We start from the raw sequence: 22,292 nt of genomic DNA, 5'->3' as shown, positions 1-22,292 counted from the left end.
CTATGCTAGCTTGCGGCGGGGGTGACGAGGCGGGGCGATGACCGAAATTCAGTGCACCAGTTGTCATACGCGTTACCGGATCGACGAGCGCGTTCTTCCCGACGATACGCCGACGTTCAAGTGCTCGCGATGCGGCCACGTCTTCAATGCCGATCCGATTCCGGCGGTGAAAAAATCCGCGGCCGGCGCATCGGATGCCGAGCGGCCAGCGCGCGCGCCGCGTCCAGGGCGCAGCCGGCTGAACGCGCCCGTTTCGCCGGAGAAGCAGGTATCGCAGCCTGAGAGCGCGCCCGCCGCCGCGCCGCGCCGTCAATCGCGCGAGCTCGACAAGCAGGAACCGCCTGCCCCCGTGGAGGATCCTGCCGCAGACGATCTCGGCAAAGCCACGTTCGGCGATCCTCCGACCCACGATCTCGACGAGCATCCGCTCGACCGGTCTTTTGGCGATCACGACAAAGCCGACACCGGCGAAAATCTCAAGTTCGACTTCAGCCGCGAAGATCGGCGAATCGAGCCATCGGCCGCCGACCTCGACGATCATACTGAACCTGAAGCCGACCAATGGCAGATCGGCGAAGCGACGCCCGAGTTCGACGCGAGGCGCGATGATCGCGTAAAGGAAATCGTCGCCAGGCCCGATCGATCCAACAATCTGGCGCCGTCGCCCCAGTTCGTCAGCTCGAAATTTGGCGATCGCACCGCGATTCCCAGTACCATCGAATATTCTTCCGACGAAGCGGCGGAGATCGTCGCGCGGCCTCATTCGTCGGGATTTTTTCTCGCGATGTATCTCGCCGTCGCGATCGTTTTCCTGGTTGCGAGTTACGTCATCAGCGGCGATCCCGTCGCGAGCGCGCGACTGCTGAGCCAGGCGCCGAAAATCGGCGAATACTTCACCAGTCCGGTGCTGCCTGCGATGCTGGTTTCGCTGCACGACGTTCAGAGCGACTATCACGCGCTCAAAGGCGGCAACCACGCGCTGGTGATCACCGGCACCGCGCGCAATGTCGGCAAGCGTCCGTTGCATCTGGTGCAAATCGACGCCGACCTACTCGATGGCGTCGGCGATGCTGAACGCGCGGTCGCGCATCAGACGGTGTTCGCCGGCAATGAACTCTCGGCGGAGATGCTGGGGCAGATGACGCCGCGTGAGATTGAATTTTCTCAGAGCTTGAGCCCGCAGAAGTCGTTTGCGATGCCGCCGACAGCCGGCGTTCCATTCCTGATGGTGTTCATCAATCCTCCCGAGCCGGTCGGCGCGCTCAGATTGTCGGTGACCAAGGCGGTCGCGGCCGAGTCGCCGATTTCCGCGGCCGCGACGCGTTGAGAATCACTCCTTCTCGCGTGCGATCAGTTCAGCGTATTCGTTCTCGTCCATCAGATCGTCGAGATCGGCCATGTCCGCGATCTTGACCTTGATCAGCCATCCATCGCCGTAGGGATCTTCGTTCACCGTCTCCGGGCTCTCGGGCAGGTCTTCGTTGATTTCGATCACGGTGCCGGTAACCGGCGCGTAAATATCGGAGACGGCCTTCACTGATTCCACCACGCCGAACGGATCGTCCTTGCTAACCTTGTCGCCGACGGCCGGCAACTCAATGAACACGATCTCGCCCAGCTGATCCTGCGCGTGATCGGTAATTCCCACGGTCGCGACCGAATCCTCGGTCGCCACCCATTCGTGCTCTTTGGAATATTTCAGCCCTTGCGGGATTTCCATGACTCCTCCGCGAATCTTATCGACGGCTTCCTTCCGCCATCGGTCGCGTGCGCATACAAGCGCCGCGACAGCATCAACGTTTATGAAGCGCGGTGGAAATCGTGTTGTCAAGTTCCGTTTCGCGCGCATCGTGAAATCGATTTTCGCAGAGACTCTTGACTGTAGCCATCCGATGCAGCTAGCCGCATCAGCGCGCAAGATTGCGATGCTGCCGATGCGTCCGTATCGTCGAAGAGCGAAACGCGACTGCAGGAGCGCGCGCGATCGCTTTCGCGGGAGAGGAGGATCGAACTGAATGTTTGTCGGAGTTCCGACCGAGATTAAGGCTGACGAGCGGCGTGTCTCGTTGACGCCGGCCGGCGCCGCCGCGTTGCGCGCACACAGTCATCGAGTGATCGTGCAGGCGGGCGCGGGACTCGGCAGCGGATTCGCCGATCGCGACTATCGCGACGCCGGCGCTACGATCGTCAAGGACGCCGCCGAGTTGTGGCGGCGCGCCGACATGATCCTCAAGGTCAAGGAACCGCAAGTGGCGGAGTACCCGCTGATGCGCGCCGGCATGATCGTGTTTACCTATCTTCATCTCGCCGCGGACCGCCGCCTGACGCTCGAGTTGTGCGCGCGCGGCGTGAGTGCGGTGGGTTACGAAACGATTCAGCTCGAGGACTTGAGTCTGCCGCTGCTCGCACCGATGAGCGAAGTCGCGGGACGACTCGCGATCCAGGCCGGCGCGTGGTGCCTGCAATCACGCAGCGGCGGACGCGGCGTGCTGCTGAGCGGTGCGTCGGGCGTGCGGCCGGGCAAGGTGGTAGTGCTCGGCGGCGGAATCGCGGGACTCAACGCGTGCCGGGTCGCAGCCGGCGTCGGCGCGGAAGTAACGATCATGGATATCAATCCGACGCGGCTGCGCTATCTGGGCGATCTGCTCGGCGGACGCGTGACGACCGTGATGTCGAATCGCGCGACGATCGACGAGGAAGTCACCAACTGCGATCTGGTGATCGGCACGGTGCTGGTCGCGGGCGCGCGGACGCCGCGATTGATCAGCGCGAAGATGGTGGCGCGGATGCGGCCCGGCGCAGCGATCGTCGATCTATCGATCGACCAGGGCGGTATCGCGGAGACGTCGCACCCGACCACGCATGCGCGACCGACTTTCGTGCGCAACGGCGTCGTGCACTATTGCGTGACGAATATGCCCGCGATGGTTCCGCATACCTCGACCTACGCGCTGACCAACGCCACTCTGAACTACGCGATCGAGATTGCGGATCACGGAATTCTCGAGGCCGCCAATCTGAATCCCGCGATTCGGATCGGCCTCAACACCTACGATGGCCACGTGGCGCATCCCGCGGTGGCCCACGCGCTCAAGATGAAGCCGCACTCGCCGTGGGATTGAATCGGCGCTCTACTGGATTCCGCCGGGACCTGCGGTGTAACGCTGCTGGCCCGATTTGAGCTGTCCGTAGGTACCCGTTTCGAAGCGCCTGACGTTCTGCTGCAGATTGAGATCGCCGTGAAGATCGGCGACCGCCGCCTTCACTCCTTCGAGCGCGATCTCATGTGCGCGCACCCATCTGCCGGAACGCTGGACGAAGTTGGCCAGATCGAAAATATTCTCGGAGAGCGCCGCCTGTGATTTGGCGAACTTGCCGGTCCACACGACCTGTTGCGTTTTCAGATCGACGAATTTTAGCGAGAACGTCACCGACGCGGGACTCGACGCCGAGTAGTCCATCCCGACGCGCTCCTTGTAGCGCTCGACGGTGCCATAGATCACGCCGTCGGCGGAAACGTCGTGTCCGAGCTTGAGAGCGTTCTGATCCTCGTTGGCGGCCGTCGTCGGCGCCATCTTCTGCATCGCGTCTTCGACGTCCTGGAGCGGAACCGTCTCCCATCCGCCGGCAATCGCGACCTGGCTGTAGAGTTCCGCGGTGACGGCCTCGGCCGCTCCTGGAGCCAACGGATCGCCCGTGCCGACCGGCTCCTCGATCAGCGGCATCACGGCGACGCGATTCACCTGGATCGTCTTGATCGAGGAAACCGCGTGCGCTTTGAGATTCGAGGTACGCGTGATGTCCTTCAACGTGTCCTTGGTTGCGATCACGGTGTCGGCCGCGATCGCCGAACAGCCGGGAGCGTACAACGCAAGAAAGCCAAGCGCAGCGAACTGCGCCAGTGAAAGTCCCCTCATGACGTCACCTTGATCGACAATTCCCTGAGTTGGCGCGGATCGACTTCAGACGGCGCGCCGCTCATCGGATCGACCGCCCTCTGCGTTTTTGGAAATGCGATCACGTCGCGCAGCGAATCGGTGCCGCAGAGCATCATGCAGATGCGATCGACGCCGAACGCGATTCCGCCGTGCGGCGGCGCGCCGAAACGAAGCGCGTCGAGCAGGAACCCGAATCGATCGGCGGCGTCCGCGCGCGAAAGGCCGAGCAACTCGAACACCTTGAGTTGCAACTCGCGGCTGTGAATACGAATCGAGCCGCCGGCGAGTTCCTGGCCGTTGAGCACCAGGTCGTAGGCGAGCGCGCGCGCTTTCAGCGGCGCCGATTCGAGCATCGCGAGGTCGTCGGGATTCGGCGCGGTGAACGGATGATTCACCGCGACCATGCGCTGGTCTTCATCGCTGTAGTCGAACAGCGGAAAATCGACGACCCACAAAAATTTCCACTCGGTGGACTTGTCGAGTCCGAACTTCGCGCCGAGTTGAAGCCGGATATCGCCCAGCACGGGGCGAACTCTATCGGGCAATCCCGCGACCATGATCAGTGTGTCGCCCTGCGCAAGATTCGCTGACGCTGTCACCGCCTGCTTTTCCGCGTTGCTGATGTACTTCGCGATCGGACCCTGCCATCCCTGCTCACCCACTTTGATCCACGCGAGGCCCATCGAGTAGCGCGCACGCACCGATTCGGTAAGCTCGTCGAGTTCGCGGCGGGTCAATTGATGAGCGCCCGGAACATTAATCCCGTAGATCGATTCGCCGCGGCCGAGAATTTCGGCGAACACCTTGAACGCGGTTCCGGCAAAGCCCGCGGTCAGGTTCTTAAGCTCGAGGCCGAAGCGCATATCCGGCTTGTCCACGCCGAAGCGATCCATCGCGTCGGCATACGTCATCCGCGGAAACGGGGGCTGCACATCGATTCCGAGCACGTGGCGATACACCGACGCGATCATGCCCTCCGCGATCGACTGTATATCCTCTGGCCGCGGACACGTCATCTCGATATCGATCTGGCTGAACTCGGGTTGTCGATTCGCGCGCAGGTCCTCGTCGCGAAAGCATCGCGCGATCTGATAGTAGCGATCGAAGCCGCCGATCATCAGCACCTGCTTCAGCAATTGCGGCGATTGCGGCAGCGCGTAAAATTTGCCCGGATTGACGCGGCTCGGCACCAGGTAATCGCGCGCGCCCTCGGGCGTCGATTTGAAAAGGATCGGCGTTTCGATATCGACGAAGCCATTCTGATCGAGATATTCGCGGACCGCTTTGAGCGCCTGATGCCGCCGGCGCAAATTTTGCTGCATCTCGGGCCGCCGCAGATCGAGATAGCGATACTTGAGACGGATTTCCTCGGCGGTCGCAGACGCGTCGGTCACCTGGAACGGCAGCGGCGCGGAGACGTTCAGAATTTCGAAATCGCTCGCGAGGATTTCGATCTCGCCGGTCGGCAGTTCAGCGTTGACGCTCCCCTCGGAGCGGCGCACGACTTTGCCGCGAACCGCGACGTAGTACTCCGAGCGCGCATCGCCGGCCGCCGCATGCGCCGCGGCGTTATGCTCGGGATTCATCACCAACTGAACGATTCCTTCGCGATCGCGCAGATCGATGAAAATCAGCCTGCCATGATCGCGCCGCGTCTGCACCCATCCCCAGAGCGCAACCTCGCGGCCCTCGTCGGCGGCGCGAAGCGCGCCGCAGTAATCGGTCCGTTGCCACGGCGGCAGCGGAGAATATCGTTCACTTTTCGCCATCACACGTCCTGGTCGTTCGACACCTTGCAGAATCGAAAGATTACCTGTGCGGTCGGCGCCGCGAAACAGTCACTTGGTTAATCGCGCTTCTATCATCGGTACTAGACTTGCGAAGCCAGCCTCAACTTCTTCATGTCGCCGTAGATCACGCAGACGCGCTGCCTTTGCTTCGATCTCACGATCTCCGACAATCACGGCGAACCGAGCACCCATTGAGTTCGCTTGAGATAGTTGGGACTTGATACTTCGGTACGGCGAGAGCATTTCAACATTTAGGCCTGCGGCTCGAACTACCCGAGCGAGGTTGACAGATTCGCGTGCGGCCGCCTCACCGAGAACGACGAACGCAGCGACTGGCGCGCGATGAATTTGTCGAGTCGCTGCCTCGCGTGGCAAGTCGAGGCGACTACCAAGCGCTTGTAGCGCCCTTGGATTCCCTTCGATTGCAAGAGCAACTCGATCAAGGCCAATCGCGAAGCCGATTCCGGGAATCGAGGCGCCGCCAAGCACCTCCACGAGACCGTCGTATCTACCGCCAGCTACGATTGTATCCTGCGATCCGAGACCACGAGCTCTGACTTCGAAGGCGGTGCGCGTGTAGTAATCAAGGCCGCGCACCATGCGCGGATTGACGACGAACGTGACGCCGGCGGCGGCGGCGAGTTCCTGCACGACGCCGAAGTGCGCGCGGCACGCCTCGCAGAGATAGTCGAGGCTGCTCGGCGCAGTCTCGGCGAGCTTCGCGTCGATCTTGCAATCGAGCAGGCGGAGCGGATTGCGCTCGATTCGATTGTGGCAGTCGTCGCAAAGTTTGTCCCAGTGCGATTTGCCCCACGCGATCAGCGCGGCGCGAAACGCCGGCCTGCATTCCTTGCATCCGATCGAATTTATTTCCATCGTCGCGTCAATGAGTCGCTGCTTTACGAAATCATCTATCAAAATTAAGAGTTCCGCGTCGCAAGCCGCATCTTCGCGGCCAAAAATCTCGACTCCGAACTGGAAAAACTGGCGATAGCGGCCCTTCTGCGGTCGCTCTCGACGAAACATAGGTCCGGAATAGTAGAAGCGCTGCTCGGGCTGGGTTCGGTCAAAGCCTGCTGTTATGTAGGCTCTGACAACACCGGGTGTGCCCTCGGGACGCAGGACGACAGTCGACTGCCGTTCATCTTTGTCCTCGAAGGCGTACATCTGTTTTTCAACTATGTCTGATGTCTCTCCGGTTGAACGTTGGTAAAGTTCGATTCTCTCCAATAGCGGGATTCTAATCTCGCCGATGGAATAGCGTTCCATCAGCTCTCGCGCATGATTCTCAATGATAGTGAGGAGTCGCGAACTCGATCCAAAGAGATCGTTAAACCCTCTTAGCCGTTGCAAATCCATTGAATACAAACCCGCAAGTTTAAGAATTTCGGCGCCCGCGTCAGGACGTACGGATAATCCTGCAAATTTATCGGCCCAATCGGGAAAGAAAAAGGACCGCCTTTTCGGGCGGCCCTTCGATGAAGTGCCGATTGAGGCGTTTCGTCGATCCTGAATTATACCGTCAGGATATGAATCGTACAGGCGGAACCTAGCCCGATCACGTGGGCCTGGCCCGCCTTGGCGTTAGGCACCAGCCGTTCCTTGGCGCGATCGTCCTGAGTGATATGCCACACCACCTCGCAGATGTTCGCCACTCCGGTCGCGCCGAGAGGATGCCCCTTCGAGAGCAGCCCGCCCGATACGTTGACCGGCGCCTTGCCGCCGAGGTCCGGATGCACGCCGCCGCCCGAATCGATAAACGCGCCGGCTTCGCCCTCACCGCAGAGACCCAGGTTCTCGTAATGCAGCAGTTCTGCCGTCGCGAAGCAGTCATGCAGTTCGGTCAATGCGATGTCCTTAGGCCCGAGGCCCGCCGTCTCGTAGGCCAGCTTCGACGCGCGCTGCGTCAGCGTGTTGACATCGGGCAGCGTCAGATCGCGATCGGTCCACGGATCTGACGTGAGTATCGACGCCGCGACCTTCGCCCGCTTGCGTCCGCCCGCGAGCTGCTTGAGTTTGTCTTCCGACACGAGAATCGCCGCCGCCGCGCCGTCGCCGGTCGGGCAACACATATAAAGCGTGTTCGGATAGCCGACCATGCGGGCGTTCATCACGTCTTCGAGCGATACTTCGTTGCGATACTGCGAGTACGGATTCTTGGTCGCATGCTTGTGCGATTTCACCGAGATCTTCGCGAAGTGCTCCATCTTGGTGCCGTACTTGCGCATATGCTCGACGCCCGCTTGTCCGAACACCGCCGGCATCAAACTCGAACCTACTTTGCCTTCGGTCGAGTAGGCCGGATCGCCGCCGCCAGTGCCGCCGAGCAGTCCCTGCTTGCCCATCTGCTCGACGCCGACCGCCATCGCGATATCGTACATCCCGGCCGCGATCGACATGTATGCTTCGCGAAACGCCGTCGAACCGGTGGCGCACGCGTTGGACACGTTGATTACCGGGATGCCGGTCTGGCCGATCTGCTGGAGGATACGCTGCCCGACCATCGCGTTGGACTGGTAGAGATTGCCGCAGGCGAACATCTCGACGTCCTTGATCGTGACACCGGCGTCCTTGAGTGCGAGCAGCACGGCCGCGCCGCCCAGTTCCGGAACGGTCTTCTCGGGATAGCGTCCGAACTTGATCATCCCGGTTCCGAGAACATAAACATTACGCATATTGAATCCTCCTGGCGGCCCGGTCCGCACCGAAGTCCGTCGATAAATTTAGTCCGTCGATAAATTGTTCGCGGTTATTATAAGCTCTGCCTCGACGCCTAATTTTTGCTTGGGCGGTACGAAAATGCCACCACGTCATGGCCTTCGCGATCCTTGGCCGTGACGCTGGTCACCAATTCGACCGGCATATTGAAAACCTTGTTCGGTTCCTTCTGCGCCTGGGCGAAATCGACGTCTACTAGATTCGCGCGCACGCTGATGCCCTCCGGCAGATCGACGATCGCCGTCACGTACGGCGTCTTGACTCCCGGGAACGACTGATGCACCACCGAAAAAACGTACACTTTGCCCTTGTCGGAAAGCGTAATTGGCGAGAACTTGCCGGCTTCGCCGCACTTCGAGCATGCGACGCGCTTCGGATCGAGATAAATCGCACCGCAAGCGCATTTGATTCCCTCAAGATGCGGTTTCGGCGCCAGTTTCAACCAGGGAACAATTGGACGCGGTCCAGTGTCAGTAGCTTGAGCCTGCTCAGCCATGCGTTCCTCCGGAACCAATGATGGTGCTAACGAAACGACGAACGCAGCCCTTGCGGCGGCGCGGTCTCTCTTCTTTGGCCGGAGTTTCCCACAGGGTCGGCAGACGGTCAACCCTTCCCATACTGCGTGGTTTAGCAGCAGCTTGCGCCCATCGCATCGCGACACGTTAGTGATGAATCGACGGACTTGGAGGCGCGGCGACGCGATGCGCGATCTTGTCCCGCCAGGTCCGAATCGTCGCCGCGTCACGGGTCGCGTCGAGCATCAACGCGCCGTCGAGATCGGTCCTGAAAACGCGCGCACCCGCTGCGGCGTAGCGATCGAGCACCGTCGCGGAGGGGAAATGAAATCGGTTCAGGTATCCATCTGAAATAATCGCGGCCTGTGGATGGACCGCCGCGATAAAGGCCGGTGTCGAGGACGTTGCGCTGCCATGATGCGGCACCTTGAGCATCGTCGAGCGCAGCACGGCGGAATTGTTGAGCATCGCGCGCTCGGCGCCCGCTTCGATATCGCCAGTGAACAGAATCGAGGTCGGCCCAAAACTGAAGCGGAGCACCATCGAGGCGTTGTTGTGCGTCGCGTTCTTGCGCCCGCGCTTGCTCGGCGACGTCTCCATGATCACGGCGTTGTTCAAGGAATCGATCGCTACGCCGGCGATCGATGAGATGGGCGCGCGTCCTCCCACCTGCACGAGCGGGATTTGCGCGCGAATCAGATCAGCGAGCAATTCGACGAAGCTCGCGCTGGCGGCGCCGGTGATTGGCGTCGTCCAAAATGCGCGCGGCGCGAAATTCAGCGCGATGAAATCCAGCCCGCCGAAATGGTCGAGATCGGGATGACTCAGCACCAGGTAATCAACACGCATGATTTTTCGCGACCACAGAAATGGCGCGACGATTCGTTCGCCCGCGTCGAAGCCGCTATACGAACCGCCGCCGTCGATCAGCATCACGCGCGCGCCCGGGAACTGGATCGCCGCGGCGTCGCCCTCCCCCACCGATAAAAATGTCACGCGCAGGTCGGGATTGAAGTATCGCTCGCGGAGCCACCACGCCGAATCGATCAGCAGCACCAGCAGGAGCACCGCTACGCATCCGAGACGCCAGCCGAATCGCCGAGCGGGCACCGTCGCCGACTCGGGACTGGGCTCTGCGTCGCGATTCTCGCGAATCGGCGCTGCGAGCGGCGCCAGCAGCCACAGAATCAGCAATCCGTACGCGACTCCGAGTTCCGGCGGCGTCGGCGTGAAAGTTCGAAACCATGCGAGCGGCCAATCGACGAACCACGCGGCGAACCAGTTGCCAAGCTCGAGCGCCTTGCCGCCCATGTGCAAAATTATCCGCGCGAGCGGCTCCGAAACGAAACTGATAGCGGCGGCGACGAGTCCGCTGACGGTCGCGCCGAATGCCATGATTGGCACCACCACGGCATTTGCGACCAAGCCCACAATCGCAAACTGATTGAAGTGAAACGCGGTCAGCGGCGCCGTTCCGAGCATCGCCCAGAACGACACTGCACAGTATCCGAGAATCAGCTCGGCGTATCGCCAGAATCGAGGCGTCCGCTCGGCAGGCAACAGACCAAGGCGTTTGCGGCGCGTGAACCACGCGGCAAATCGACGCATCCCAATCACAATCGCGATCACCGAGGCGAACGAGAGCTGAAAGCCAATGTCCGCGGTGGAACCCGGGAGCGCGACACAAATCACGATCGCCGCCAGCGCGAGCGACGCGATCGCCTCGCGCGGACGATCGATCGCCAGCGCGAGCATGTACGCCAGCACCATCACCAGCGCGCGTATCGTCGAAACATGATGCCCCGCGATCGACGCATACGCGCACACCGCGATCGCAGCGGCGATTGCCGCGACCTTGTTGGCGTAGCCGCGGCTCGAGAGCCCGCGCAACAGCATCATCGCGAGCCGGATTGCCGCGAACATCGCCGCGCCGACGATACTCAAGTGAAGCCCCGAAATAACCAGCAGATGCGCCATCCCGGTTCGCGCAAAAGTCTGGCGGAGCGGTTCCTGGATTTCGCCGCGATCGCCGATCACCAGCGCGCGCATCTCGGCGTTTTCCGGATACGACAGATTGCGATCGATAAACTCGCCGATATGCTTGCGAACGTCTTCGATCTGCGCGGACGGAAATCGCGCGCGATGACCAATCACTTGGAAGGTCGCCGTTCCCAGCGCGTCGATTTGCGCACTCATCGTCGCGTCGATACCGTCGCGCGCCATCAATCCGGCATAATCGAACTCGCCGGGATTTCCTTCGTTGCGCGGAAACCGAATCCGGCCCGTAAGCAGGATCTCGTCGCCGAGATTGAAGTTGCCGCCGCCGAGCACCGCGATACGAATCGTTCCGCTCGATGCGCGCAAAGCCTCAATTCGCTCTCCAGCTCGATTCACCGCTGCATAAAGGCGAACGCCGTAAGTCTCGCGCTCCGGCTCGCGATAGAGCCGGCCCTCGATTGTGAGATGAGAGCCGTCGGCGAAATTGCGGATGCTTTGCGGCGGCCGCGGCGGATCGAAAAGGCGCGTCACGCTCGAGGCGGCGCAAAAGAAGATCGCGAGATAGGCGATCGCGAGGCCGATCATCGGCCGCGATGCGAAAAGTAGCATCAGCGCGATCAGCGCGAGGACGATCGCGGGCCATAGAGGCATCGCGACGTGCAGATTGCCGAGCGCGTCACCGGCCAGAATCGCGATCCCGACCGCGTAGACCGGCGGGTACCGCTCGAATCCGGTCAGCGCATCGCGAACGTAGCTGTCGCGCTCGGCGTCAGCTTCTGGCTGTGCCGAAGCATAATCGACGTGCAGTGGCGCAGGTGCTGTCGCGGCGATAAATACGCACCCCCTTTGCGCAGCTAGACTATCAGATGGGCCCCGCTCACTGCATGACTATGCCCGCGCGCATTCCCCCGCGCCAGCGCTGTTGAATTGCGAAATGATGCTCAAGCCACCTCGACTGCGCTGCCAGCTTTGGTTCGCGGTCTCACGCTGATTCTGATTCTCTGATCCAGCGCGGCGAGGAACTTCACAATCCGCTCCATCGAGAACCCATCAAGATGCCCGCGCAGTAGTGCGGAAACCTTGGGCTGAGTAATGCCAAGAAGTTCCGCCGCCTGGTTTTGAGTGAGCCCCCGTTTCTCGATCAGGGCTCCAATTTTGAAAACCAGATCGGCCTTTGCTTGTAGAATGTCCGCGTCAGGTAGTCCGAGATCGCGAAAGACATTCCCGCTGCCTTTAATTACAAGATTCATGACAATAGCAGTCCCTACTTGTGTTCGGATTTGTAATCCTGTTCAGCGCTTTTGAGCCTTTGCCTGATTAGGTCCATGTCTCTCTTCGAAGTTTCGCTCCCTCTCTTCGATTTCTTCTGAAATGCGTGGAGCACATAGATGATGCTTGCGAAGCGAACCGTATAAACGCCGCGATACGTGTCGCCGTCGTGGTCGTCCGCGATTTCAAGTACGTTTGCGCCACCGAAACCTTTGAGCACCTTCGAGTCTCGATGCTTGCCGCCCAGTTGTGCTGCGCTCAGAGCACTAGCAAAGACAAGTTTTACTTCTCGCGGAAACGCTCGAAGGTCCGACCTCGCACTGCCGACAAAACGTACTGGTTTCCGTTTCGGCTGGTCGCCCACAGGACACTATCCCATATCTGGAATAGACATGTCACTACCCAGGATTCGTAGGAATCTTCGGGCCGGAGATCACAGAGGATTCTTATGCAATTGGATGCTCTCGCCGCGCGTTGGAAATTCTGAAGCCGGCTCGACTGCCGCCACCAGTTCCTCGCTCGATTGCTCACCCTGCTCGACGTCGTCGAGCAGCGCCGTCATCTGATCGAGATGGCGCCTGATTTCCGCCGCAAGCGGCAGATTGATGCCCTTGACCGCCGCGATTTCCTCGATCGTCGCCGCGCGAATCCGCCGCAGACTGCCGAAATGCCGCAGCATCGCGCGCCGCCGCGTCGGTCCAATTCCTTCGATATCGTCGAGCACCGAGCGGAGCCGCGCGCGCCGGCGCAGTTCGCGATTGTAGGTGATCGCAAAGCGATGCGCCTCGTCGCGAATCCGCACCAGCAGAAAGAGCGTGGTCGAATTTTTCGGCAGCACGATCGGGTCCTTGCGATTCGGCAAAAATACGCGCTCTTCGGATTTTGTCACTTCGATTTCGCGCCCGTCGTTGAGCACGTGCTGCTTGGCCAGCGATACGCAATCGATCTGCTCGCGCAAGTTGAACTCACCAAGCACCTCGAGCGCGACATTGAGCTGGCCCTTGCCGCCGTCGATCACCCACAAATCGGGAAAAATGTTCTCCCGCGTCGCGCGCTCCAAACGCCGTTTCAGCACTTCGTACATGCTCGCGAAGTCGTCCTGCCCCTCGAAACTGCGGATGCGGTAGCGGCGATAGAGATTTTTTTGCGGCTCGCCTTCGTCGAACGTGACCTGCGACCCGACCACCATCGAGCCTTGCAGATTCGAGATGTCGTAGCATTCGATTCGCTTCGGCGTGCTCCGCAGATGCAGCTTGATGCGCAGTTCCTCGAGCATCGCCTCACGCGTCTTCTCGTTGTCGCGGCGGCTTAAGAAACTCTGCCGCGCATTTTCCATCGCCATCTCGAGCAGCCGCAATTTTTCGCCGCGCTGCGGCACGAATACTTCGCACTTCTTGCCGCGCCGCTCCGACAGCAGTTCCGCGCGCACGCCCGCGTCTTCGAGTTCGACCGGCAGGATCACTTCGTCGGGAATCGTGCGCGCGCCCGAGTAGTATTGCACCGTCAAATCCGACAGCACCTCATCGATCGAAAATTCCAAATCCTGAAAGCTCCAGCCCTGCGTACTGGTGAGCTTGCCGCTCCGCACGATCAGCACGATCGCCTCGATAAATCCGCCTTCGCGATAAATCCCGAACACGTCCTGATCGATTCCCCAATGATGCAGCACCGTCTGCCGCTCGACGGTCTTTTCGATCGCGCGCACCTGGTCGCGCAGTCGCGCCGCCTCCTCGAACTCGAGCCGCGAGGCGTGCTCCTTCATCTGATCGCGCAGCGTGCGCAGCAGTTCGAGATTCTTGCCCTCGAGCAGCAACTGCGCGGCGTGGAGATGGGCGCCGTATTCGTCGCGATCGACGGCGAGGCAGCACGGCCCGAGGCATCGCTTGATCTGGTATTCGAGACACGGCCGCGAGCGATTTCGAAACACCGTGTCGGTGCAGGTGCGTAGCGGAAATACTTTGCGGATGACGTCGATCGTTTCGCGGAGCCCGTCCGCCGATCCGAACGGCCCGAAGTAGCGGCCGCCGTCTTTCACAATTTTGCGCGTCACCGTGATTCGCGGCCACGCGTGATTGGTGATCTTCGCGCTCAAGTAGGATTTGTCGTCCTTCAGCCGGATGTTGTAGCGCGGCCGATATTGCTTGATCAGGTTGTTCTCGAGGATCAGCGCTTCTTTCTCGTTGGCGGTGACGATCGTGTCGAAGTCGCGCACCTTGCGCATCAGGAAGCGCACCTGGAAGCGACCGTCGCCGCCTTCGCGAAAATACGAGCGCACGCGCGGTCGAAGCGACTTCGCCTTGCCGACGTAGAGCACTTTGCCGGCGCGATCGCGCAGCAGATAGACGCCCGCTTCCGGTGAGATGATTTCGAGCTTGCGAGTTACCGAATCGGCTTGTTCATCTGAGGATGGCGCAACGTCCGCGTCGGAGTCGTCGCCGCGATCCTTCGATGCAGTCGTGGCGACGCCCTGCCCTGCATCCGCTACGATCGACTCCTTCGGATACTCGACCAGCGAGCTGTACTGCGGTCCGAGCGGTTTGATCGGCGCGCCACTCGATTCCGCCGGCGCCAACTCATCCGGTCTTTTGTTTTCCGCATCATCCGGCATCGTTGCGAAAGTATAGCATCGCCGCGTTCGGCCCGCCGTGGATTCGACGAGTCGAGCATTACCCAAAACTGCCGAATCATTGCTATTGAAACAGTCTGCAATCGAGCCGGAACGTCCCGCCTCGCGGGCACGCAGGAGGTCTGAAAAAGAGTCATGGGCAAAATCGATGGAAAAGTAGCGGTGATCACCGGTGCGGCCAGCGGGATGGGTCGCGCGACGGCGCTTAGATTCGCCAAGGAAGGCGCGTCGATCGTGCTGGCCGATTTGAACGCGCAGGGCGGCGAAACCGCGGTCGCGGAATGCGCCGCGGCGGGCGCGCGCGCAGTCTTCCAGCGCGTTGACGTGACGAGCGAGGCGGATATCCAGAGCGCAGTCGCTCGCGCGGTGAAGGAATACGGGCGGCTCGACATCATGTTCAACAACGCGGGCATTGCCGGCGCGGTCGGTCCGATCGAGAAAGTCGAGTCGGCGGACTGGGACAAAACGATCGCCACGCTGCTGCGCGCGGTTTTTCTCGGCATGAAGTACTCGATTCCCGAGATGCGCAAAGCCGGCGGCGGCTCGATCATCTCGACCGCGTCAGTCGCGGCGCTGCGCGGCGTCGGCTATCTCGCTGCGTACGCAGCGGCCAAGGCGGCGGTGGTAAATCTCACCGAGTCGGTCGCGATCGAAGTCGGGCATGATCGCATCCGCGTAAATTGCATCTGCCCCGGCGGCGTCAATACTCCGCTGATTCATCGCGGCGTGCCGGGCGCTTTCGAACATGCCGAGGCGCGGATGGCGAAGATGCAACCGATTCCGCGCGCCGGCCGCCCCGACGATATCGCCAACATGGCGCTCTTCCTCGCGTCGGACGAAGCCGAGTGGATCACCGGCACCGCGATGGTGGTCGATGGCGGCGTAAACACCGGCAATACGCGCTTTCGCACTCGCGGACTGCCCGATAGCGGTTTTTCAGGCCCCTCATTTGAAATTTAGGGCGCCAACTGAGCAGTAGTCGAACAACATCGAACTGAACGATCGGCACAACAAGCATCAACGAGAGAGGATCCTGAAATGGGCAGACTAAGCGGCAAAGTTGCAATCATCACCGGCGCGGCGAGCGGGATGGGACGGGCGACCTCGATCAGGTTCGCCGGCGAAGGCGCGTCAATCGTCGTCGCGGACCTGAACCAGGAAGGCGGCGAAGCGACCGTCCGCCAGTGCAAGGAAAACGCCGGCAACGCGGTCTTTCAGAAGACTGACGTGTCGGCGGAAGCGGAAATCAAGGCGCTGGTCGCGCGCGCGGTCAAGGAATTCGGCCGCGTCGATATCATGTACAACAACGCGGGTATCGGCGGCGCGGTCGGACCGCTGGAAAAGATTTCCGTCGAGGACTGGGATCGGAGCCAGGCGGTGCTGCTGCGCGGAGTATTCCTCGGCATCAAGCACTCGGTGCCCGAGATGCGCAAAGTCGGCGGCGGATCGATTATCTCGACCGCGTCGGTCGCGGGCCTGCGCGGCTTCGCGAACCTTCACGCCTATTGCGCGGCCAAGGCCGGAGTGGTGAATCTGACCCGCTCGGCGTCGCTCGAATTCGCGAAGGACAAAATCCGCGTCAATTGCATCTGCCCCGGCGGAATCAACACGCCGATCCTGCATCGCAATCAACCCGGCCTGAAGGAGGCGATGGAGGAATTTCTGGCCAAGGGCCAGCCCTACCCGCGCGCGGGTCATCCCGAGGATATCGCGGCGATGGCGCTCTTCCTCGCGAGCGACGATTCGGAATTCGTCACCGGACAGGCGATGGTCGTGGACGGCGGCATGACCGTCGGGAGCGGCTTTGCGAGTCAGCAACCCGCAGGCGCGCAGCAGATCTTCGCGCCGCAGGGCTTCATGGGTCCGTCGTTCGAGGGTTGATATAAATAAAGTATCGCTTGAAGGTCGGCGCGAGGACTCGCTGAAGCAGGATTGCCGCGCGGCCGCATGCGCCGATGCGGATTGCGAAGGCTTTCGCCAGCATCAGCGGATGAGATAACCACCAAGCCACAAAGACACTAAGTCGGAGAGAATTTTTTCAAAAGCAATTTGCTGACTTGGCGCCTTTGTGCCTTGGCGGTGAAAAAGCCTATGGCCGCGGATAGCCCGGCAATCGCGATTGCATCGCGGTCGGATACTCGGGCGCCGGAGCGCTCGCGGCGCTCAGCGCCTCGATCTCCGCCGCTTCCAGCTTGAAGCCGATCGCACCCAGATTCTGTTCGTTCTGCTCCTCGGTGCGGGCGCCATAGATGACTGAACTCACGCCGCGCTGCTGATTCACCCACGCGAGCGCGACTTGCGATATCGGCCGCCCGCGCTCCTTCGCAATCTGTTCGACTGCCTCGAGCGTCTGGTAGTTGCGCTCATTCGCAAGGCGTCCCCAAAGATCCTGTTTGGTTAGCCTGCCATCCTCCGGCGGCCGCTGCCCCGAGCGATACTTGCCGGTCAGAAATCCACCGCCGAGCGGGCTCCACGGAATCACACCGACGCCCTCCGCGATGCACGCCGGCATGATCTCGCGCTCGATATCCCGCGAAATCAGGCTGTACTGCGGCTGCAAGCAATCAAACCGCGCGTAGTTGTGTTTGTCGCTGACCCACAGGCTCTTCATCAACTGCCACGCGGTGAAATTCGACGCTCCGAGGTAGCGTACTTTGCCTTGGCGCACCAAATCGTCGAGCGCGCGCATCGTCTCGTCGATCGGCGTCTCGAAGTCCCACGAATGCACCTGGTACAGATCGATGTAATCCGTCTTCATGCGTCTGAGACTGTTTTCGACTTCCGACATGATATGCCCGCGCGACAGCCCGATTTGATTCGGCGGCACCGGCTTGCCCATGAAAACGTTGGCGTTGAAGCGAACCTTGGTCGCGAGTACCAGGGAATTTCGGCGCTTGCCCAGGATGTTGCCGAGAATTTCTTCGGACGCGCCCGCTGCATACACATTCGCGGTGTCGAGAAAGTTGCCGCCCGCATCGAGGTATCGATCAAGAATTTTGCCCGCGACAGCCTCGTCAGTTTCGCGGCCAAACGTCATGCATCCGAGACAAAGTTCAGAAACCTTAAGTCCAGTCGCGCCGATTCGACGATATTCCATGGGTTTTTCGAGATCCTCCGCGTTCGATTCTATTCCGATCGATTGGCGGCGCAACGAAATAGTTCGAGTTGAATAATTCTCGAATTGCGTCGTCGAAATAAATGGGTGCAAACGGCTCTGGCACCCGCTGGTTGGATGCTCCTCCCACCAACCAGGTTAAACCGTCCGACGCGTACTCGGACGGTAGCTACGAACAGGCGGGCAATGAAGGGTTCCCCCCCTCTTCATCTGCCCGCCATCTTTTTTGGCGGCGCTTCGAGACTCAGCCTGCGTGGTGAAAGCCCGGTTCGCAAGGAACCGCCGATTACGCTGAATTCACGGATTCCGAATAGCGTAGATCACTCGACCGATTTCCGCTCCGTCTTCACCCTTCATCTGCGCGATCCTTAAATCTGCGGTTTCGCTTCCCTGCCTTGACAGCGCGCATCGGCATCGGCAACGTCATCACGATGTCGTGGTGGCTCCGATGGCTAGTGATTTCGCCGGTTCTTCTGTTCCTTGCAGCAGCGATGATGCTCAGTTGCGGTGGCAGCTCGACCAGCACGCTGCCGCCAAAGCCTCCTCCGGGTTTCGTGCTTCAATCGATCAACGTCGCCGACGGTCCGCCGACTTCGCCCACGCCCTCGCCGACCAGCACGCCGAAGGGTCCGACGCCGACGATGACGCCGCGTCCTGCCGCCACCAGCACCAGCGTGCCGACCTCGGTTCCGACCGGAGGCGCGGTCCAGTTCAACGCCCAGGGGACCTATCTCAAGGACAATAATGTTTTTCGCATTCTCGACATCACGCTCGACCCGAACACGCTCTGGGGCTCGAGCAACCAGAGCGCGTTGGTGCCTCCGACGCTAGGCAACGGGGGTACATACACCACGGCCGCCCCCGGATGCGCCTGTATCAGCTCGAGTTCGTCGGGAATCATCAGCCAGTTCGTCGGCGTCGGCGTGTATGTCGATGTGGCCACCTGCCCCGCCTGCGCGCCCGCATCTAGCAGTGAGCGCGCCCTCGATTCGGCCGGCGCGACAGCTTCGATTCAAAACGCCGGCATCCTCAAGTGGACCTTTAATGCCGGCGCGCCAATCAGCGGCGGAATCGCGCTCGGGCGCAACGGATCGATCTATTTCATCGCGAGCGACGGCAAGCTCCACGGGCTCGATTCGGCCGGCAAGGAAATCCTGCATCGGGCAGCTTCCGGCAGCGGAGTCGTGGTGCTCGCCGACGGAACCGTTGTGGCGAAATCCTCGCCGCTCGAACTAGCCGCGATCGGTACCGATGGCCGCGCTAAGTGGCATACCGAGGTCGGCCCCGGCGACGGGCCAATCGCGTCGAATGATTCGGCGATTTACGCGTCGTCAGGCAGCGATATGCTGTCATTCAGCATCGACGGCTCAATCAATTGGAAAGTGAATGTCGGCAAAGTCGCGAGTGCAGTCGCAACTCCCGATGGCGTCGTGACCGGCGTGCTGAATGGCCCGATCACGTCGATGGCCGCTGATGGCGCGGTCGCGTGGACGTTTGCGCCAGCCGGCGGATTCTCCGGCGCGATCGCCTTCGCAGACGACGTCATCTATGCGGGCTCAGCGTCGGGCGCGATCTACGCAATCGATTCGCGCACCGGCAAAACAACGTGGCAGGTCAGCACGCGCCGTCCGGTGATAGCGGGTCCGGCCGTGAGCCCATCGGGCGTCGTGTTCTTCGGCTCAGACGCAGTTTACGGCGTATCGTCCGACGGCCGGACCAAATGGACGCAGACTGCGTCAAAGCCCGGTTCAAGCCCGATGTCAGCAGTCGGAACCGACGGCGTGTTCGGCGTCGATAGCGCAGATATCGGCGCGATGATCGGCGGCGACGGCAATTTCGTGTGGTCGTCGGGCAGCTTCGGCAAGATCGCCGCGATCGCCGCGTCGCCGGATGGAATTCTCTACGTCGGCAACGCGGACGGACGAATTTTTGCGGTTAAATAGGGGTCTAGTCTTCTCGCGATTCGTCGGATGAAGCGCGCGGGGAGATGCGAGCAGCCGTGTAAAATGCGATCATCGATCCATGAGCGCCATCGACATCATCAAGCGCCGTCTCAAGGAAGATCGCGTCCCCGAGACTCCCGACGAAATCAGCCGCAAGCGCAAGCGTCCGCGCGAAGTCGCATTCATGGACGTGAACCTTTGCTTCCCATGCGGCAAATGCCCTGAGTTTTGCCCCGTCCAATGTATCGAGTACATGCAGCCGGGATCGGTGCCGGGACGCGGCGTTCAGCCGGTGCAGGATCGCTTCCAGGAATGTATCGGATGCTATATCTGCGTCGAAGTATGCGCGCTGCTCACCGATTACGACGCGGTCAGGATGTACGATTCGAACCTCGTCGAGGATGTGCTCGGCGTTAAGATCACCGACACGCCGCCCGACGAACCAATCCCCGCCCAGCCGTACGAAGAGTATTTTTCCGAAGGCGGATTGTATCGCCATATCGGCAAAGGCTCGCGCATCCGTGAGAAGATGACCGCCGAGGAGCGCGCAATCTTCGCCCGCGAAAAAGTGCGCGGCTAGCACCAGCGCCATCGCCTCAAGGAGCAAAGAAGGATCCGATCTTTCGAAACCCCTCACGGGTTTCGAGCTTCCTGGGGCAAGCGGATGCGCGCTACGCGCTGTTAGAAAAAGGTGCGGAAACGCGAGGCGTTTTTCCCCGTGTCATTTCGAGCGCAGCGCGAAATCCCGGATCCGGGTTCCCTCGTCGCAAGGCTCGCTCGGGATGACACGGAGCGACCGCGGCGATAGCTGCCGCACATTTCTAATTTTCCCCCTTTACTAACAGCGCGAAGCGCGCATCTTTAATCCTAGCAGGTTGCGGAAAAACCCGGCGAAAGACGATTTCGGCGAAGAGTAAGCATTACTACGATTGCGAGAGTGCGTCTTGGATCAATGTTGTCAGGGGTTAAAAACACTTTTTCCGCAACCTGCTAGTGCGATTCGGCCCTGCGGCCCGAAGTTGGCTTCGCGTCACCCCAGGAAGCGGCCCCTTCGAGGCTCAGGGTAAACTCCACCCGTGAGGGGTTTCGGAGATTTGATCTTCTCCTGCTCCGCTGTGTGCGCTACTTCGCGGGGCGCCACACTTCCGGCTTTTTGCCGACGCTCAAATCCGGCAGCGACGTCAGCTCGATTCGCGCCGGCGTGATCAGCATCAGGCCGAAGTCTTTCGAAGCCGCGCCGTCGGGCCAGAACTGCGCGAGATCGTAGTCGAAGATCTTGCCGTCCCAGATGCGCTTCTTCTCGTTCAAATCTTCGACGAACTGCGCCTTGCCGGTCACCGTCAGGTGAATCATCTCGGGCGGCATGATTTGATAGAACAACTCGACCTTCGCGTTCTTGCCGATATGCCGGGCTTTCGGCGAATTGCGGCCGGTCGCGACCCACGCGCGCTCGCCCTCGAAGGCCGGATGCACGACGCGGACTTTCGGCTGATCGCCGTCGGCGGTTGCGAGGTATGCCCACGTTGCCTTGGCCGCGGTCTGATGAACTTTTTCCCAAAATGCCGAATCAGCCATCGATAAACCTCCGGATGATGCGCGACTATCCACAAGTTTTTGTCATAATTCGCCGCTAATTCCAATTTAACTAGCACAAATATGCGGCCGCAGATTTGACACTCGCCGCGCTCCGCTATTACCGTTGGGCTACCGAGGACGACATCCGGATGGAACGGCATGCTCGGCGCGCGCAGGTGTTGCGCCACGCCAAACGAATTTTTGCCCGCAAGGGCTATCACCGGACCAACGTCGCGGATATTATCGCTCGCGCGCGTATCGCCCGCGGCACGTTCTATCTCTACTTCCAGAACAAGAAGGATCTCTTCGAGGAATTGCTCGAGCAAGTGGTAACCGAGCTCACACGACGAATCGAGCGCCTGCGCGTCGGGCCGACTGAGCCCGATCCGGTGCAGCAATTGCGCGCGAATCTGAACCGGGTTTTGAGTTACGTGCTCGCCGAACGCGAACTAGCGGATATCCTGCTGAATCATTCGACTGGTTTCGATCGCGAGCTCGACGGAAAAATCCAGGACTTTTACGATCGCATCGCGGCGATGATTAAACGCTCGCTCGATCTCGGGATCGAGATGAACCTGGTGCGCCAATCCGATACCCAGGTCGTCGCCTACTGCATCCTCGGCGGTATCAAGGAGGCGATCGCGGTGCTGTCGCGCGGCCGCCAAAAGAATATCTCGGCGCTGGTGGAAGAGATTCTCGATTTCGGTCTGCGCGGGGTCGCCCGGCCTGAGTTGCTCGATGCGGTTCGCGCTAGCGATTCGGCACTTTCGCCGCAACCTTCTTTTTTGGATCGCAACTAGACTGA

Annotated in this window: 19 protein-coding genes; 7 read left to right on the top strand and 12 right to left on the bottom strand. The window is 60.7% G+C overall.

Annotation, left to right across the window (positions count from 1 at the left end):
- Nucleotides 1-37 precede the first annotated feature (37 nt).
- Complete coding sequence (locus Q7S58_RS12265) at nucleotides 38-1,327, top strand: zinc-ribbon domain-containing protein (RefSeq protein ID WP_304825716.1); 1,290 nt, start codon at nucleotides 38-40, stop codon at nucleotides 1,325-1,327.
- Nucleotides 1,328-1,330: 3 nt separating this feature from the next.
- On the opposite strand, the gene gcvH is transcribed toward Q7S58_RS12265, so the two are convergent.
- Entirely contained in the window at nucleotides 1,331-1,720 is a 390-nt protein-coding gene (gcvH, locus tag Q7S58_RS12260) for a glycine cleavage system protein GcvH (RefSeq protein ID WP_304825712.1), read from the bottom strand.
- A 295-nt stretch (nucleotides 1,721-2,015) separates the two neighbouring features.
- On the opposite strand from gcvH, the gene ald reads away from it, so the two are divergent.
- Nucleotides 2,016-3,122 (top strand): alanine dehydrogenase, encoded by a 1,107-nt coding sequence (gene ald / locus Q7S58_RS12255; protein WP_304825709.1) that lies wholly within the window; start codon nucleotides 2,016-2,018, stop codon nucleotides 3,120-3,122.
- Nucleotides 3,123-3,131: 9 nt separating this feature from the next.
- Here the strand turns inward: ald and Q7S58_RS12250 are convergent, their stop codons facing one another.
- From Q7S58_RS12250 to uvrC, 9 genes are all read right to left on the bottom strand, one after another.
- Nucleotides 3,132-3,917, bottom strand: coding sequence for a GNA1162 family protein (locus tag Q7S58_RS12250; protein ID WP_304825706.1), 786 nt, complete (start codon nucleotides 3,915-3,917; stop codon nucleotides 3,132-3,134).
- Complete coding sequence (aspS, locus tag Q7S58_RS12245; RefSeq protein ID WP_304825703.1) at nucleotides 3,914-5,707, bottom strand: aspartate--tRNA ligase; 1,794 nt, start codon at nucleotides 5,705-5,707, stop codon at nucleotides 3,914-3,916. The genes Q7S58_RS12250 and aspS overlap by 4 nt, the downstream gene beginning before the upstream one ends.
- A 69-nt stretch (nucleotides 5,708-5,776) precedes the next feature.
- Nucleotides 5,777-7,087, bottom strand: a complete 1,311-nt coding sequence (hisS, locus tag Q7S58_RS12240; protein ID WP_304825700.1) for a histidine--tRNA ligase — start codon at nucleotides 7,085-7,087, stop codon at nucleotides 5,777-5,779.
- 155 nt (nucleotides 7,088-7,242) lie between these two features.
- On the bottom strand, nucleotides 7,243-8,403 hold the full coding sequence (locus Q7S58_RS12235; RefSeq protein WP_304825697.1) for a thiolase family protein: 1,161 nt from the start codon (nucleotides 8,401-8,403) through the stop codon (nucleotides 7,243-7,245).
- A gap of 98 nt (nucleotides 8,404-8,501) precedes the next feature.
- Nucleotides 8,502-8,942, bottom strand: coding sequence for a Zn-ribbon domain-containing OB-fold protein (locus tag Q7S58_RS12230; RefSeq protein ID WP_304825694.1), 441 nt, complete (start codon nucleotides 8,940-8,942; stop codon nucleotides 8,502-8,504).
- Nucleotides 8,943-9,108: 166 nt separating this feature from the next.
- A complete protein-coding gene (locus Q7S58_RS12225; protein ID WP_304825691.1) occupies nucleotides 9,109-11,610 on the bottom strand; it encodes a DNA internalization-related competence protein ComEC/Rec2 in 2,502 nt (833 codons plus the stop codon).
- A gap of 290 nt (nucleotides 11,611-11,900) precedes the next feature.
- Entirely contained in the window at nucleotides 11,901-12,209 is a 309-nt protein-coding gene (locus Q7S58_RS12220; protein ID WP_304825688.1) for a helix-turn-helix domain-containing protein, read from the bottom strand.
- 14 nt (nucleotides 12,210-12,223) lie between these two features.
- Nucleotides 12,224-12,592 carry a type II toxin-antitoxin system RelE/ParE family toxin gene (locus tag Q7S58_RS12215; RefSeq protein ID WP_304825685.1) on the bottom strand — a complete coding sequence of 123 codons (369 nt, stop codon included), beginning with the start codon at nucleotides 12,590-12,592 and terminating at the stop codon, nucleotides 12,224-12,226.
- Nucleotides 12,593-12,661: 69 nt separating this feature from the next.
- A complete protein-coding gene (gene uvrC / locus Q7S58_RS12210; RefSeq protein WP_304825682.1) occupies nucleotides 12,662-14,836 on the bottom strand; it encodes an excinuclease ABC subunit UvrC in 2,175 nt (724 codons plus the stop codon).
- Nucleotides 14,837-14,989: 153 nt separating this feature from the next.
- Here uvrC and Q7S58_RS12205 point away from each other — a divergent pair, with 153 nt between their 5' ends.
- Complete coding sequence (locus Q7S58_RS12205) at nucleotides 14,990-15,814, top strand: SDR family NAD(P)-dependent oxidoreductase (protein WP_304825678.1); 825 nt, start codon at nucleotides 14,990-14,992, stop codon at nucleotides 15,812-15,814.
- A 78-nt stretch (nucleotides 15,815-15,892) separates the two neighbouring features.
- Nucleotides 15,893-16,735: an SDR family NAD(P)-dependent oxidoreductase gene (locus Q7S58_RS12200; RefSeq protein ID WP_304825676.1), complete on the top strand. Its 843-nt coding sequence runs from the start codon at nucleotides 15,893-15,895 to the stop codon at nucleotides 16,733-16,735.
- Nucleotides 16,736-16,943: 208 nt separating this feature from the next.
- Here the strand turns inward: Q7S58_RS12200 and Q7S58_RS12195 are convergent, their stop codons facing one another.
- Nucleotides 16,944-17,951 (bottom strand): aldo/keto reductase, encoded by a 1,008-nt coding sequence (locus Q7S58_RS12195; protein ID WP_304825675.1) that lies wholly within the window; start codon nucleotides 17,949-17,951, stop codon nucleotides 16,944-16,946.
- 413 nt (nucleotides 17,952-18,364) lie between these two features.
- On the opposite strand from Q7S58_RS12195, the gene Q7S58_RS12190 reads away from it, so the two are divergent.
- Nucleotides 18,365-19,912 (top strand): PQQ-binding-like beta-propeller repeat protein, encoded by a 1,548-nt coding sequence (locus tag Q7S58_RS12190; RefSeq protein WP_304825673.1) that lies wholly within the window; start codon nucleotides 18,365-18,367, stop codon nucleotides 19,910-19,912.
- Between the two features lie 79 nt (nucleotides 19,913-19,991).
- On the top strand, nucleotides 19,992-20,492 hold the full coding sequence (locus Q7S58_RS12185) for a 4Fe-4S dicluster domain-containing protein (protein WP_304825670.1): 501 nt from the start codon (nucleotides 19,992-19,994) through the stop codon (nucleotides 20,490-20,492).
- A 542-nt stretch (nucleotides 20,493-21,034) separates the two neighbouring features.
- Here Q7S58_RS12185 and Q7S58_RS12180 read toward each other — a convergent pair.
- On the bottom strand, nucleotides 21,035-21,487 hold the full coding sequence (locus Q7S58_RS12180; RefSeq protein ID WP_304825667.1) for a pyridoxamine 5'-phosphate oxidase family protein: 453 nt from the start codon (nucleotides 21,485-21,487) through the stop codon (nucleotides 21,035-21,037).
- Between the two features lie 149 nt (nucleotides 21,488-21,636).
- On the opposite strand from Q7S58_RS12180, the gene Q7S58_RS12175 reads away from it, so the two are divergent.
- Complete coding sequence (locus Q7S58_RS12175; RefSeq protein ID WP_304825664.1) at nucleotides 21,637-22,287, top strand: TetR/AcrR family transcriptional regulator; 651 nt, start codon at nucleotides 21,637-21,639, stop codon at nucleotides 22,285-22,287.
- Nucleotides 22,288-22,292: the final 5 nt, after the last annotated feature.

Source organism: Candidatus Binatus sp. (genome assembly GCF_030646925.1).
Taxonomy (GTDB): Bacteria; Desulfobacterota; Binatia; order Binatales; family Binataceae; genus Binatus.
This window is presented reverse-complemented; position numbering and strand designations above follow the sequence as displayed.